This is a genomic window from Streptomyces sp. NPDC045287 (assembly GCF_056432325.1).
In genome coordinates, this window is record NZ_JBWKJG010000007.1 from 243972 (window position 1) to 257742 (window position 13771).

Here is a 13771-nt window from a genome sequence, read left to right on the forward strand (position 1 = left end):
CGGGGCTCAGGAGGAGCGGGCGTCGAGGAGCGTCCGGCCGACGTCGACGAAGCCGGCGCGCTGGGCGACGAGGCGCCCCTTCCGCACCACCTGGAAGGTCACCTCGTGGTTGACCAGCCGCGGGAAGCCGGGCGTGCCGAGCATGTCCTCGTACCGCCAGCGCAGCGGCGGCGTGAGGCCCCCGGTGTCCACCCGCAGGCCGCGGTCGAGGGTGTACGCGATCTTGCCGGGGGTCACCTCCTCGTCGCCGATCGCCTCCACGACCCGCTTGAGGACCGTGTACGCGATCCAGGTGGTCTGCACGCCGGCGTCGGCCGGGTCGATCCGGTTGTCCCCGAAGGCGTGCTCCCGGATCACCTGCCGCATCGGCTCCCAGCGCGGGTCGCCCGGGTCGGGGTACCAGCCGGTGATGTACGCGCCCTCGAACGGCCCGGCCGCGCCGCCCGTCCGGTCGACGAGCAACTGGTCGACGCTGCCCAGGACGGACGAGACCCGGACGTCGCGGCCGTCCGGGGCGAGCCGGCGGAACGAGTCGAAGAAGTGCGCGGTCCGCTCGCCGAGCGCGGCGGTGACGCAGCCGCGCTCCTCGCCGGCCCGCTTCCGGGAGCGGGCGGCGACGGCCGCGTACTCCCCGGCGTCCTCGGCGGCCGGGATGTCGTACGCCTCGCGCTGCTTGCCGTGGGCGAGGCCCGAGTTGAGCAGCGCGTGCAGGTAGTCGCCGGCGATCGTGTCGGGGCGGACCAGGGAGACCCGCTCGCAGGAGGCGGCGAGCTGCATGCCGTTCCCCGCGAGCAGGGCGACCTGCCCGCCGTTGACGGGATAGGAGAGGTAGCTGGTGAACTCCTCGTCGGACAGGCCGTAGCCGCCGATGTACGGGATGTTCGCCGCCTCCAGGGTGGCCATGAAGGCGCGGCCGTGCTGGCTGTACGAGCCGACGACGGCGGCCACGCCCTCCTTGACGGCCTGGCGGGCACAGGCCGCTGCGCCCGCCGCGGTGTTGCCCTCGTTGCACGTGATCACGCGCAGTTCGTGCCCGGCCAGGCCGCCCTGGCCGTTGGCCCAGCGCGCGTACGCCTCGGCCATCGCGGGCATGCCGGGCATGTTGGTCGCCTTGGTGTCGTGGGGTGCCCAGGTCATCACTGTGATGGGCTCCCTGGAGCCCCCCGTGGCTCCAGGGAGAGCACCGCAGCCGGTGAGGAGGGACGCCGCGACGAGAGCCGCCGCGGCCCTGGACGTGAGGGAGGTGGCAAAGCGTCGCCTGCCGTTACCGGTCATGGACACGCACACTTCCCGCTCCTGGGTAACGCGGGAGTGAGGGTGGTTCAACGGTCGGTGACGGGGAGGTGAATTGCGGGGGCCGCCGGGCGCGTACGGTGGAGCGCGTACGATCCGTACGTTCCGCTCCCGGCGGGGCGCACGACCCCCGGCTCGTCCGGGCCCGGTCCGCCAGGACCGGACCCCACAAGGTGAACGCAGATGAACTCTTCCCGTCACAGCCGTCGCTCCTCCACCATGGGCGGCATGCCCCTCAACGACATGCCGTGGTGGCGCTGGCGCGCCAACGTGCGCTCGGCGCTGCACATGCTCTCCGACCCGAGGTTCCACGAGGAGTGCTGGCTGGCCGGCGTCGACGGGTACGGGGACGTCACGGACGCCGTCTACCGGCTGGTCGAGGACACGTGGCTGGACAACTGGTCCGCCGAGAAGTACGTCGGGGCGATGTTCCGCGACTCGGGCGAGGCCCAGCTCGTCGACCTGGCCGTGCTGAAGGTCCTGCGGATCATGCACCAGGTCGGCCCGGACGCGCCCGTCTCCGCGTACCTGGGCCACCCCGGCTGGCCCGAGGCCGTGCACGCCGCCCGCGACGCCCACGTACGGCTCTCCGCGAACGACGGCGAGGACCCGGACGTGCCGCCGCGGCCCCTGCACGCCCTGCGGACGCTGACGGGCGCCGCGTAGCCGCGGGGCCCCGACCCCGATCGGCCGGGCCCGCCGGGTGGCCCGGCCGGGTCGGCCCGGTCCGCCGGGCGGTCCGGTTGGCGGACCGGACGGGGTGCGCGCCCGTCCCGTATGGCATGCTGCCAGGATGACCGACCAGTATGTCCTCACCCTCTCCTGCCCCGACAAGCAGGGCATCGTGCACGCCGTGTCGAGCTACCTCTTCATCACGGGATGCAACATCGAGGACAGCCAGCAGTTCGGAGACCGCGGGTCGGGCCTCTTCTTCATGCGGGTCCACTTCTCCGCCGAGGCGCCCGTGACCGTCGAGAAGCTCCGGGCGAGCTTCGCCGCGGTCGGCGACTCCTTCGGGATGGACTGGCGGATCCACCGCGCCGACGAGCGGATGCGGGTCGTGCTGATGGTGTCGAAGTTCGGCCACTGCCTGAACGACCTGCTGTTCCGCACGCGGATCGGCGCGCTGCCCGTGGACATCGTGGCCGTGGTGTCCAACCACACGGACTTCGCGGAGCTCGTGGCCTCGTACGACATCCCCTTCCACCACATCCCGGTCACGAGGGACACCAAGGCGGAGGCCGAGGCCCGGCTGTTGGAGCTGGTGCGCGGCGAGAACGTCGAACTGGTGGTGCTGGCCCGGTACATGCAGGTCCTGTCGGACGACCTGTGCAAGGCGCTCAGCGGGCGGATCATCAACATCCACCACTCGTTCCTGCCGAGCTTCAAGGGCGCGAAGCCGTACCACCAGGCGCACGCGCGCGGCGTGAAGCTGATCGGCGCGACGGCCCACTACGTGACGGCGGACCTCGACGAGGGGCCGATCATCGAGCAGGAGGTCGAGCGCGTCGGGCACGAGGTCACGCCCGAGCAACTGGTGGCCCTGGGGCGCGACGTCGAGTGCCAGGCGCTGGCCCGTGCGGTCAAGTGGCACGCGGAGCACCGCATCCTGCTGAACGGCAGCCGCACGGTCGTCTTCGACTGAGGACGGCCCGCGCGGGGCGGCGGCTACATCCGGCTCAGGGAGGCCGCGGCGTACAGGACCTCCCTGACGGCCTCCCGGTCGCCCGTCTGCCCCACCGCCGCCTCCTCCGGCGTGACGTGCCCCGCCACCAGCTGGCAGAACTCCACGCCGTCCAGCGCCACGAGCGCCACCTCCCGCTCCGGGCAGGCCAGCGCCGCCGGGGAGTCCAGGGCGATGTGCCAGCGGCCACCGCCCGGCCCCTCCACCTCCAGGCGCAGGGACCGGCCCGGAGCGCCCGCCCCGACGAGCGTGCGGGCCGGCCCCGCGAGCCCGGCGCGGCGGCGGTCGGCCAGCGCGGCCGGCAGGAGGCGGGCCGCCAGGTCGATCATGCCGCGCAGATGCGCCCCGGAAGGCGGGTCGTACGGGTAGTCCACGGCCGACGCGATGTCCCCGGCGTGCACCCAGCACTCGAACGCCCGCTCCACCAGGGCGTCCCGCAGCGGCAGGGAGAACGGCCCGTACGGCACGGACAGGTCCGCCACCCCGCGCCCCGCGAACGACACGGTCCGCACCAGCGTGTGCGCCTGTTCGCGCCACGGGGCCCGCATGCACCGCTGGACCTCCGCCTCCTCCAGGGCGCGCCAGAACGCCTCCGTGCGCTCGGCCGGCCCGTGCGGCGCCCGCGCGCCGTGGCGCGTCCCCACCGGATCGTCGAGCCCCAGGGCCGCCGCTACCAGGCCGTCCACCGCCATCAGGTGGGAGATGACGCCCGTGACGTTCGTCCGCCGTTCCACCTGCCGCTCGTCCGCGAACCACCGGAGCCGTACCGGCGCGCGCCACTCCGCGAGGCCGATGTCCTGGAGCAGCGCGTCCAGCCGTGCGGTCTCCGCGTCGTACGGGCCCGCCCAGTCCGGCACGGGGATGCGGGCGGGGCGCCGGCCCAGGCAGTTCTCCAGGACCCGCGACCGCAGCAGCGGGTCCAGGTCCAGATCGCGCTCGCTGTGCAGCAGCCCGACCGCGTCGCGCAACCGCAGCGCCTCGTCCGCGCACGGCGCGCACTCCGTCAGGTGCGCCTCGACGGCGGCGGTCTCCTCGGGGGAGCAGGCCGTCAGTGCCCACGCCCCGAGGAGCGACCTCAGCATCGCGTGCGGCAGCGGGGCCGGGGGCTCCGGGGGCGGCTCCCGCCGCTCCCGCGGCGGGCCGGGCGGCGGGCCCGGTACGCGGTGCGCCGAGTCGTCCGCCGCCGGCCGGGGAGCCGGTATGCGCGGCGGCCCGGGGGCCTCCCCGTCCCGGCCGCCCCACGCGCCGCCGCGGCCCCCGCCGTCCACGGGCCCGGTCACAGCGGCGGCCTTCCGGGCTCCGGCGGCGGCCCGTCCAGCGGCCGCGCGTGCGCCGTGGAGAGCAACTGGAGGCCCAGCCGCAACCGGCGCCGCGCCTCGTCCTCGGTCACGCCGAGGTGCGCGGCGGTCTGCCGGTAGTCCCGGCGCTGGAAGTACGCCATCTCCAGCGCCGTGCGCAGCGGGGCGGGCATCGCCGTGACGATGTAGTCGGCGCGGGCCGCCGCAGCCGCCCGCCGCACCCGCTGCTCCAACTCCTCCGTCGACCCCTCCCCGCCCTCGGCGATCGCCCGCGCGCCGCTCTGGCGCAGCCGGTGCACGGCCTGGCGGCGGGCCAGCCGGGCGATCCAGGCCCGCAACGAGCCCTCCACCCTCGGGTCGTACGCGTCCGGGTTCTCCCACACGTATCCGAACACCTCCCGCGTGACCCGGTCGGCGGCCTCCTGGTCCTCCAGGACGCGGCGGGCCGTGTTGTGGACGAGCGAGGCGAAGCGGTCGTACAGCTCACCGAGCGCGGCCGCCTCTCCTCGGGCCAGCCGCTGCTGCATCCTGCGGTCCCAGCGGGGCGGTGTGTCCTTGGGCATTCTTCGAATGTAGTGCGGAGCACCGGCGCCACACCGTCCTTTGGACAAGTGCTGGCATCTCGGCCGGAGCGATGGTAAGGAAGCCGCCGTCCTCGCCGTCTGGAGTTTCAGCGGTGGCGGATGGGGCAGCTGCGACAGGAAGAGCGTCCTCCGGAAGGTTCGGGCACCGGCGAGGAAAGGTCGCAGCGCGTGATGCTGAGGGTGGAGCGAGCCGAGCACGGCGCCTGGACCGTGCTCCACATCTCCGGCGAGCTCGACCTCGTGTCGTCGCCGGTGGTCCGGCGCCGGGTGCACGACGCGGTCGCGGACGGCCGCCACGACGTCGTGCTCGACCTGTCCGGGGTGCGGTTCTGCGACTCCAGCGGCGTGGGCGTGCTCATAGCGGCGCGCCGGCTGCTGCACTCCTGCCGGGGCCGGTTGCGGCTGATCCTGCCGGCGCGCGGCGCGGTCGAGGGCTCGCACGTCAACCGGGTGCTGGCGGCGCTCGGCGTGCGCCGGCTGTTCGACGTGTACCCGGACGTGCCGTCGGCGGCGGGCGTGCCGTCCGCGGCGGGCGCGGCGCCCGGCGCGGCGGAGGGGTGTCCCGGGGGTGCGGTGGACGGCGCGGCGGACGCCGTGGCGGTGTCCCGTACCGCGTCCGCCTAGGTCACGGTCGGTGAGGGGCGCGGGGCGTACGGAGGGCGGCGGCGCGGGCGGGCCGCGTCCGAACCGCGACCGGACGGCCGCCGTCGCCCGACGGGCGTGACGGGCCTGCCCGTTGCGCCTGAGCGCCGGTGGGGCGGTTGGGGCGGCTGAGTGCTCGCGTTCGACTGCGCGAAAAGTGCGTCGCACAGTATGCACCAGCCGTACTCCTTCGCGCTGGAATATGCCCGAAGCGCTTGTTGCGGTGACTGTACGTCAACCATGCTGTGCCCCCCAAGGTTCGCTGTGAGGCGCGAGGCGATGTGTCCGCCGGTTCGGATGGTGTGAGCGGTGCAGGTGCTTCAGGTTCAGTTGGAGATCGGGCCGGATCCCGCGGAAGTGGGGCGGGCCCGCAGATGGGCGAGGTCGCGGCTGGCCGGCTTCGACATAGCGGCCGACGAGCCGCTCGTCGACACGCTCGTGCTCCTCATCTCGGAGCTCGTGACCAACGCCGTCGTGCACACCGGCTGCCCGGCCGTGCTGCGGCTGCTGTTCGGCCCGGGCGGCGCCGGCACCGGCACCGTCCGGGTCGAGGTGGCGGACCGCAGCGACAGCCCGCCGCAGCAGCGCCGGGCCGACTGCGCCGACACCCACGGCCGGGGGCTGGAGCTGGTCGACGGGCTCGCCGACCGGTGGGGCTGGCAGCCGGAGGACCGCGGCAAGCGCATCTGGTGCGAGGTGGACCGGAGTGCGCCGGCGCTTGCCCCGGTGGTGTGCGAGCCGGGGGCGTACGAGCTCCCGCACGCCGTGTCGAATACCGCGTAGTGGTTGTTTCCGCGCATACCTGTTGACGGGCGGGGGCGTCCTGATCACGCTGGGTCCAGCGATCCGTGGCGAGGGGACGCCGAGGGCGTGACGCGCCCTTGACGAGTACGGGTCGCGGGTCCGGTGGCGGCCGGCCGCGCGCGAACGCGGCGCCCGCGCCGGGCGGGGTGGCGGCCGCCGTGCCGTGCTCGCGGCGCGCATACGCGTGCCGCCACCCGAGGAGCCGCCGAGCCGCCCCGCACGCCGAGTCACCCCGCACGCCAAGTCGCCCCGCGCGCCGGGCCGTCGGTTGTCGGGGGCCGTCAGGGGGTGTCCGGAGCCGTCAGGGTCTGTCCGGCCGGCACACCGCCCGCGCGCCGAGCGCGACCGCGCCCTGGCCCCGTTCCCGTACGACGAGGGGCTCGACGTCCAGCTCCGCGAGGTCGCCGCCCAGTTCCAGGGCGATGCGCTGGACGCGCAGGACCGTTTCGACGAGCGCGTCCACGTCGGCCGGCGGGCCGCCCCGTACGCCGTCCAGCGGCGGCCGTCCGCGCAGCTCGTCCACCATGGCCCGCGCCTCCCGCTCTCCGAACGGCGGGACGCGCACGGCCGTGCCCGCCCCCGCCTCCGCCGGGGCGCCGCCCGCCCCGATCCGCACGGTCGGCCCGAGCAGCGGGTCGTGCGCCACGCGGACCGCCAACTCGGCGCCCCGCCCCACCATCTGGCAGACGAGGACGCCGTCCAGGTCGACGCGGTCGTAGCGGGCGATCTCGGTGAACTCCCGGTACGCGTCGCGGACCTGGCTCGCCGAGGTGAGCCCCACCCGGACGAGGCCCCGCTCGCCGCGGTGCGCCAGCCGCGGGGCGGACGCCTTCATCACCACCGGGTACCCGATCTGGGCGGCCGCGCGGACGGCCGCCGCCGCGCTGGTCGTCAACTGCTCGCGCGGTACGCGGATGCCGTACGCCCGCAGCAGTTGCTTCGCCGCGTGCTCGCTCAGCCGCTGCCCCGGCCGCAGCAGGGACCGCGCCCTGCGCGCCGACGGCGACGGCGGCGCGGGCGACGGCGCGGCGGTGGGCGAGTCGTCGAAGGGCGGCTCGTCGAAGGGCGGTTCGTCGAAGGGGGACGGGTGGGCGGCGGCGCGGCGGTGGTGGTCGAGGTACGCGCGGACGGCCGCGACGCAGTTGCCGAACGTGCGGAAGACGGCGAGGCGCGACGAGCCGAGCAGCACCTCGCGGTACGCCGCCTCCGTGCCGGCCGGTGAGCCCCAGATCACGCACACCGGCTTGTCGGTGGCCACCGCCGCGTCGGCGAGGGCCCGCGCGAGGCGGTCCGTGCGCGGGGGGTGCGGGGCGGGGACGGGGCAGACGAGGACGCCGACGTCCGGGTCGGCGAGGAGCGCGTCGAGGGGGTCACCGGGACGGGCCGAGGCCCGCAGCCCGGCGGCGGAGGCGAGCGCGGCGAAGTGCGCCGCCGCGCCGGTGGCCTCCTCCTCGTACACCGCGACGCCCTCCGCGCGGGGCGGGCGGGCGCGGGCGAGCAGCGTGGCCGTGTCCTGGAGCTGGTCGGGCGAGCCGACCGGGACGACGCCGTACTGGCGCAGCGCGGCGTCCAGGACCGGCCGGGTGGTGGGGGCGGCGGCGGTGAGGGCGACGACGGGGACGCGGTGGCGGGCGGCGCGGCCGGCGGCGCGCAGGAAGGCGCGGGCGTCGCCGAGGCGGTCGAGGTGGCAGGCGATGGCACCGACGCCGGGCTGTTCGGCGTAGTACGCGACGAGGTCGGCGGCCGTCACGTCGGCCTCGTCGCCGGTGACCGCCCAGTGGGAGAGCCGGACGCCCAGCTCCTGGAGGGCGTACAGGGGGCGGCCCTGCGGGCCGGTCCGGGCGACCACGGCGATGCCGGGCCCCCCGAGGTCGTCCCGCAGCGGCGCGAAGAGGGCGGGACCGGTGGGTCCCAGGACCCGCGGCCCGGCACCGCGCAGCCGGTCGGCCGAGGGGGAGGAGCCCCCCAGGACCACGACCAGCGGCACTTTCGCGTCGGCCAGCGGGCGGAGGGCGGGCAGAGGGTCGCCGCCGAGCACCACGGCGAGGTCCACGTCGCCCGGCAGCTCCGCGGCGGACGCCACGGGCCGCACGCCGGGTCCCGGTTCGCCCCGCACCGCGTACACCCGCGCCCCGGCCCGCAGGGCCCACCGCACGACGTCCTCCCGCCCCTCGCCGGTCCCGACGAGCACCACGCCCCGGGGCCGGAAGAGGCCCTCCAGCCCAGCCACAGAAACCGCCAACGCGCGCCTCCCGCCGACCGCACCCGGATAGCTGACGGCTTGTCACGTTACCGAAGGGTTGCCTCCCGAGGAACAGCCCGCACATGGTCAACATCCCCCCTCGAACGGGACATTGGGGGCGCCTGGGGGTCAACCGGCCCAGTTCGTTGGGTCGTACAACCTCATGGCGGGGTCGCGGGTCGAGGTAGTGGTGCGTTGCCCGTGATCAGAGTGATCAGAGTGATCAGAGTGATCAGAGTGAACAGAAAGGCCCCATGTCCATGAGCCAGTCCCTCCCCGCGCGTGCCCTCACGCGCGGTCTGTGTGTCGCCGTCGTCGCCGGGGTGGTGGGCGCCGGGGCCGTGGTGCCCGCAGCCGCCGAGGAGCCCCAGAGCGACCAGTTGTGGATCAGCGCCGCCCCGTACGAGGCGAAGGTGCCCGTCGGGACCGGGGGCGAGGTCGGGCAGGACCGGGAGGTGGAGGTCGGCCTGTCGCACGACAACGGCAACTTCACCGTCACCGGCGGCCGGATCACCGTCGACGTGTCCGGCCTCGCCGGCGTCGCCGAGGTGACCTGGCCCGACAACTGCACGCCCAGCGGGACGACCGCCGAGTGCACCGTGCCCGAGGTGGCCCTGACGGGTGAGGTCGGGGAGCGGGTGCGCCTCCAGGTCCGCGCTGCGGCGGGCGCGGCGGTCGGCGCGACCGGCCGCATCGCGTACACGGCGCGCGCCGCCACCGACCAGCCCGGGGTCGGCGAGCTCGTCGCGCACGAGGCGGAGACCCCCGTCACCGTCGGCTCCGGCCCCGACCTCGTCGTACGGGGCACCGTGCCGACCGGCCAGGTCCAGCCGGGCGGCACCGTGTCCGTGCCGTTCAGCGTCGTCAACGCGGGCGGCGAGGCGGCGCACGGCGTCCGCGTCACCCTGTACGTCACGCGTGGTCTGGACGTCGGCGCCGTCGACCCGCACTGCACGACCACGCCGCTCGACGAGACCGACGGGTACGTCCCGATGAGCCGGGTCGACTGCGCCTTCGACGACGTCGTCGAGCCGGGCGGCACCTTCGCCCTGCCCCGCACGCTGACGGCGACCGCCGCCCCGTACGGGTTCCACGAGCGCCTCGACCTCACCGTCGAGCCCGGCGGCGGCGTCCAGGACCTGGCCCCGGAGGACAACGGCCTCTACGGGGCCGTCAAGGTGGCCAACACGAGCGACTTCTCCGTGCTGGGCGCCGACCTGACCGCCGCGGCGGGCGAGACCGTCAAGGCCGACCTGACGTTCCGCAACCAGGGTCCGGCGTGGGTCGCGAACCTGCGCTCCGGCGACCCCGTCGCCTCGGTCGACTTCGTCGTCCCCCCGGGCGCGACCGTGACGCGGGCGCCGGAGAACTGCTTCGGGCAGACGCTGGGGGGCGGCTGGTACGAGGGCCCGTCCGGCGCCCCGCGCTACCGGTGCGAGCTGCCCATGTGGGTCGGTGAGAAGCAGACGGTGACGTTCCCGTTCACCCTGCGCGTCGACACGGTCGTGCCGGACGCGACGGGCACGCTGACGCTGCGCAACGGGTGGGGCGAGGCGCGCCCGAACGACCCGGACAGCACGAACGACACCGCGAAGCTCGTCCTCAACGCGGCTGGCTGACCGGCGCGGACGCCGTAGGAGCGGGAACCGGGGTGGCCGCCGGAACGACCGGTGGCCACCCCCGTGCCTTGGTGGCGGCCATCCCGGCGGCTGCCGCACGGGGCCCCGGCGGGCGGCCTCCGGTCCGTGCGCGTCCCCGTGCTTCGGCCCGTACGGGTTGGGCTGCCTCGTACGGGGTGGGCTGCCCCGTACGGGCTGGGTCCTCCCTTACGGGGCGGGTCCTCCCGTACGGGTCGGGTCGTCCCGTACGGGTCGGGTTGCCCCGCGGTCCTCGCCGGGCGGTCCTCGCCGGGCGGCTCCCGCCGGGCGGCCCGGGCGGCCCGGGCGGCGGGGGGTGGTCCGGGTGGGCGCGGCCCGGATGCCGGCAGGCGGTCCGGGCGGTGGCGGGCCGGTCAGGGCCAGAGCAGGCCCCGGGACCACGGGCCGTCCGGTGCGCGGTGGTAACGGAGGCGGACGTGGCGGCGGCGGGCGTCGCCCTGGAAGAACTCCGCCTCCTGCGGGACCAGGCGGTACACCGTCCAGGTCGGCGCGTGCGCCGCGGGCTCCGCGGCGGCCCGGGACCAGGCCCGTTCGCTCGCCTCCGCCAGGGCCTCCGGGGAGGCGAGCGGCTCGCTCTGGCGGCCCGTCAGCGCCGCCGCCAGAGCGCCCGTCGAACGGGCGTGGAGGTCGGCGTACGCCTCCTCGGCTGTGCCCTCGGCGACGGGGCCGCGCAGGCGGACCTGGCGGCCCCGCAGCGGCCAGTAGAAGTGCAGCGCCGCGTACGGGCGGGCGGCGAGCTGCCGGCCCTTCGCGCTGGTGGAGTGCGTCGCGAACCGCCAGCCGCGCCCGTCGGCGCCGTGCAGCATCACCGTCCGCACGTCGGGGCGGCCGTCCGCGTCGGCCGTGGCGAGCTGCGTGGTGTGCGGCTCCGGCTGGCCCGCCTCCACCGCGTCGAGGAACCACGTGCGGAACAGGTCCAGCGGGTCGTCCGGGGCGGTCGCCGGGTCGAAGGCGGGCAGGTCGGCGTCCCACACCCGCAGGGAGTGGAGGGCCGACTCGAAGGCGGCGTGCGTGTCGTGGGCGCCGTGCGTCATGGGGACATCATCCGCCCGGTACGGGAGGGGGCCGGGCCCGGGTACGGGGTGCCGGCGGCGGCCGTCGCGGGACGGGCCGCCACCGGTGTGACAGGACGTGCCGTACCCGGGGCGCCCGAGCGGCGGGCGGACGGGGTGCGCCGGAGCGCGGGGGGTGGGGCCGTGCCGGAGCGCGGGGGAGGGGCCGTGCGCGGGTGCGCCGTACGCGCCCCTACTTCGCGGGCTTCTTGCCCGTGATGCCGAGGTGGACCAAGAGCGCCAGGTTCGGCCGGAGTTCGGCCTGCTTGACGCCCCACGTCTGGAAGCCCTTCTGGTGCGACGCCACCGACGCCAGCATCGTCACCAGCGCGCCGGCCATCGCGGCGGGGTTCACGTCCTTGTCGACCCGGCCCTTGGCCTGGAGCTCCTTCACCGCGTCCGTGAGGGAGCCGGTGACCGAGCCGAGGATCTTCATGCGGATCTTGTAGAACCGCTTGTCGCCTTCGGCGGCCCCCAGGTCGACGACGCGCAGGATCGCGTCGTGGCGCCGCCAGAAGTCGAGGAAGCCCTCGACGAGCTCCTCCGACGCCTGCTTCGCCCCCTTGCCGACCCAGGACCGGTCCGATACCAATTCGGACAATCCTGCGCCATCCTTGGCCATTTCCTCGGCGATCTCCAGGACAGCGCCCTCGACGTCCGGGAAATACTGATAGAAGGTCGCAGGTGAAGTGCCCGCCTTCCGGGCCACGTCGATGACTTTGACGTCCCGGTACGGCGAGGAGCCGAGCATCTCGCTGAGGCAGTCGAGCAGCTTCTGCCGCGTCGCCTGGCCGCGCCGACCGGCCACGCGGCCGTCGACGGTACGTACTTGTCCTGTCATGCCGTCAGCTTACCGAGGGGTGTTCGGCGCGCGATTCGGCCGAGTGCAAATGGGTGCGGGGCCGTGCGCGGGCTGTTCCGGACGGGTTTTCCGGAGTGGGGGAAGAAGGGCTGCGGAAGCGGTCCGCCGGGGATTCACCGCCGGTTCCCCGGACGGCCCCCGCGTTCCCGGCCGCGCCTTCCGCCCCCCTCGGCCCTCCTCTGTCTTCCTCTGCCCCTTCCGTCCTTCCCCGTCCTTCTCCGGCCCGGCCTTCTTCAGGTCCTCGTACGGAATGATTATCAACAGGCTGTGGAAAACATCGGTGGACAACTGCCCGACCGGACCTCCTCCCCCTGCGGCGGAACCCCACCCGCATTAGCGTGGCCGTGACGGGCACCCACGGTCCGTGCGCCCCCGCGCACAGGGAAGGAACCACGCCCATGGCCGCGACCACGGAACGCACGCCGGGAGGCGACCCGGAGGACAGGCCGGAGGGCACGCCGTGCTGGGCGGACGTGCTGCTCCCGGACCTGGAGGCGGGCAAGCGCTTCTACGGCGGACTGTTCGGCTGGACCTTCGCCGACAGCGGCGAGACGTACGGCCCGTACGCCACCGCCCTCAGCGACGGCCTGCGCGTCGCCGGGCTGGCCCCCAAACGGGACGGCCGCATGCCCACCGCCTGGGGCGTCTACCTGGCCACCACCGACGCCGTCGCCCTCGCCGCCCGCATCCGGGAGGCCGGCGGACAGGTCATCACCGCCCCTATGCGCGTCGGTGCCGCAGGCATCACCGCGCTCGCCGCCGACCCCGGCGGGGCCGTCTTCGGGATCTGGCAGACCGAGGAGCACGCCGGCTTCGAGAAGGAGGGCCTCCCCGGCTCGTACTGCTGGACCGAGGTGTACACGAGGGCCCGCGACAAGGACGCCGTCGACGCCTTCTACGCCACTGTCTTCGGCTACCGCACCCGCGACCTCGACGACCCGTCCGCCGACTTCCGCGTCTGGTCGCCGGCCGGCACCGGCGAACCCACCGACGCCGATGCGATCGGCGGGCGCAGCGTGATCGGCGATGCGTTCCCCGCCGAGATGCCGGCCCACTTCCTGGTGTACTTCGCCGTCGCCGACTGCGACGAGACGACGGCCGCCGCCGTCCGCCTCGGCGGCCGGGTCACCGAGGACCCGTTCGACACCCCGTACGGCCGGATCGCGCTCCTCGCCGACGACCAGGGCGCCGCCTTCGCCGTCCTGTCCGACTCCAAGGCCGCCTGAGCCCCGACCGCCGCAGCCCCGTCCAGCGGGCCCCCGCTCGCCGGGCTCCCGTCCGCTGGGCTCCCGTCCACCGAGGCCCCGCCCGCCGAGCCCACCGACCGAGGCCCGGTCCACCGGGCTCCTGCCCACCGGGCCCCGCCCGCCGCGGCCCCGTCCACCGGGCCCCGCCCGTCGAGCCCTCGCCCACCGAGGCCCGGCGGGCCGGCGCCGCGGTCCGGCGGACGGCGGTGCCACGGTCCGGCGGACGGCGGCGCCGCGGCCCGCGGTGGCCGGAAACCGCCCGTGCCCACCGGTCCGTCGCCCGGGTGTCCCTCACACGGGTGTCCCCTTCCGGGTGAGACACCCCGATCCGCCCCCGGGTTCGCAACCACCGCCCCGGACAGGAAGAATCAAGGTGCACAGGGTCGTACCCCCATGGCCCTGACG

At 75.3% G+C, this 13771-nt stretch carries 11 protein-coding genes and 1 pseudogene; 6 read left to right on the plus strand and 6 right to left on the minus strand.

Features of this window, described 5'->3' with window-relative positions; translation table 11 throughout:
- Nucleotides 1–6: 6 nt before the first annotated feature.
- Complete coding sequence (locus tag AC07D6_RS14610) at nucleotides 7–1275, minus strand: ABC transporter substrate-binding protein (RefSeq protein WP_479044536.1); 1269 nt, start codon at nucleotides 1273–1275, stop codon at nucleotides 7–9.
- A 201-nt stretch (nucleotides 1276–1476) separates the two neighbouring features.
- Between AC07D6_RS14610 and AC07D6_RS14615 the strand changes: the two genes are divergently transcribed.
- Both AC07D6_RS14615 and purU read left to right on the plus strand, forming a co-directional pair.
- Nucleotides 1477–1959, plus strand: coding sequence for an SCO4402 family protein (locus AC07D6_RS14615; RefSeq protein ID WP_315877218.1), 483 nt, complete (start codon nucleotides 1477–1479; stop codon nucleotides 1957–1959).
- A 127-nt stretch (nucleotides 1960–2086) separates the two neighbouring features.
- Nucleotides 2087–2938 carry a formyltetrahydrofolate deformylase gene (gene purU / locus AC07D6_RS14620; RefSeq protein ID WP_479044396.1) on the plus strand — a complete coding sequence of 284 codons (852 nt, stop codon included), beginning with the start codon at nucleotides 2087–2089 and terminating at the stop codon, nucleotides 2936–2938.
- A gap of 23 nt (nucleotides 2939–2961) precedes the next feature.
- Here purU and AC07D6_RS14625 read toward each other — a convergent pair whose 3' ends face one another.
- Together AC07D6_RS14625 and AC07D6_RS14630 are read right to left on the minus strand one after the other, a co-directional pair.
- Nucleotides 2962–4257: a zf-HC2 domain-containing protein gene (locus AC07D6_RS14625; protein ID WP_479044398.1), complete on the minus strand. Its 1296-nt coding sequence runs from the start codon at nucleotides 4255–4257 to the stop codon at nucleotides 2962–2964.
- Nucleotides 4254–4838: an RNA polymerase sigma factor gene (locus tag AC07D6_RS14630; RefSeq protein WP_479044400.1), complete on the minus strand. Its 585-nt coding sequence runs from the start codon at nucleotides 4836–4838 to the stop codon at nucleotides 4254–4256. Before AC07D6_RS14630 ends, AC07D6_RS14625 begins: the two co-directional genes overlap by 4 nt.
- A 192-nt stretch (nucleotides 4839–5030) precedes the next feature.
- Here AC07D6_RS14630 and AC07D6_RS14635 point away from each other — a divergent pair.
- Nucleotides 5031–5375: pseudogene (locus tag AC07D6_RS14635) on the plus strand (STAS domain-containing protein); the annotation flags it as partial.
- A gap of 435 nt (nucleotides 5376–5810) precedes the next feature.
- Nucleotides 5811–6284: an ATP-binding protein gene (locus AC07D6_RS14640; RefSeq protein ID WP_315877222.1), complete on the plus strand. Its 474-nt coding sequence runs from the start codon at nucleotides 5811–5813 to the stop codon at nucleotides 6282–6284.
- A gap of 322 nt (nucleotides 6285–6606) precedes the next feature.
- On the opposite strand, the gene AC07D6_RS14645 is transcribed toward AC07D6_RS14640, so the two are convergent.
- Nucleotides 6607–8547, minus strand: coding sequence for an acetate--CoA ligase family protein (locus AC07D6_RS14645; RefSeq protein WP_479044403.1), 1941 nt, complete (start codon nucleotides 8545–8547; stop codon nucleotides 6607–6609).
- 254 nt (nucleotides 8548–8801) lie between these two features.
- On the opposite strand from AC07D6_RS14645, the gene AC07D6_RS14650 reads away from it, so the two are divergent.
- On the plus strand, nucleotides 8802–10166 hold the full coding sequence (locus AC07D6_RS14650) for a COG1361 family protein (protein ID WP_479044405.1): 1365 nt from the start codon (nucleotides 8802–8804) through the stop codon (nucleotides 10164–10166).
- Nucleotides 10167–10558: 392 nt separating this feature from the next.
- On the opposite strand, the gene AC07D6_RS14655 is transcribed toward AC07D6_RS14650, so the two are convergent.
- Nucleotides 10559–11239, minus strand: coding sequence for a pyridoxine/pyridoxamine 5'-phosphate oxidase (locus tag AC07D6_RS14655; RefSeq protein WP_479044407.1), 681 nt, complete (start codon nucleotides 11237–11239; stop codon nucleotides 10559–10561).
- 211 nt (nucleotides 11240–11450) lie between these two features.
- Entirely contained in the window at nucleotides 11451–12098 is a 648-nt protein-coding gene (locus AC07D6_RS14660; RefSeq protein ID WP_479044410.1) for a TetR family transcriptional regulator, read from the minus strand.
- A 419-nt stretch (nucleotides 12099–12517) separates the two neighbouring features.
- Between AC07D6_RS14660 and kbpA the strand changes: the two genes are divergently transcribed.
- Nucleotides 12518–13345 carry an AfsK-binding protein KbpA gene (gene kbpA, locus AC07D6_RS14665; RefSeq protein ID WP_315877227.1) on the plus strand — a complete coding sequence of 276 codons (828 nt, stop codon included), beginning with the start codon at nucleotides 12518–12520 and terminating at the stop codon, nucleotides 13343–13345.
- The last annotated feature ends 426 nt before the right edge of the window (nucleotides 13346–13771 follow it).

Bases quoted from the DNA above. Each gene is read 5' to 3' on its own strand.
- AC07D6_RS14630 (WP_479044400.1), bottom strand. From the start codon at position 4,838: ATGCCCAAGGACACACCGCCCCGCTGGGACCGCAGGATGCAGCAGCGG.
- AC07D6_RS14655 (WP_479044407.1), bottom strand. From the start codon at position 11,239: ATGACGCACGGCGCCCACGACACGCACGCCGCCTTCGAGTCGGCCCTC.
- kbpA (WP_315877227.1), top strand. From the start codon at position 12,518: ATGGCCGCGACCACGGAACGCACGCCGGGAGGCGACCCGGAGGACAGG.
- AC07D6_RS14615 (WP_315877218.1), top strand. From the start codon at position 1,477: ATGAACTCTTCCCGTCACAGCCGTCGCTCCTCCACCATGGGCGGCATG.
- AC07D6_RS14610 (WP_479044536.1), bottom strand. From the start codon at position 1,275: ATGACCGGTAACGGCAGGCGACGCTTTGCCACCTCCCTCACGTCCAGG.
- AC07D6_RS14660 (WP_479044410.1), bottom strand. From the start codon at position 12,098: ATGACAGGACAAGTACGTACCGTCGACGGCCGCGTGGCCGGTCGGCGC.
- purU (WP_479044396.1), top strand. From the start codon at position 2,087: ATGACCGACCAGTATGTCCTCACCCTCTCCTGCCCCGACAAGCAGGGC.
- AC07D6_RS14650 (WP_479044405.1), top strand. From the start codon at position 8,802: ATGTCCATGAGCCAGTCCCTCCCCGCGCGTGCCCTCACGCGCGGTCTG.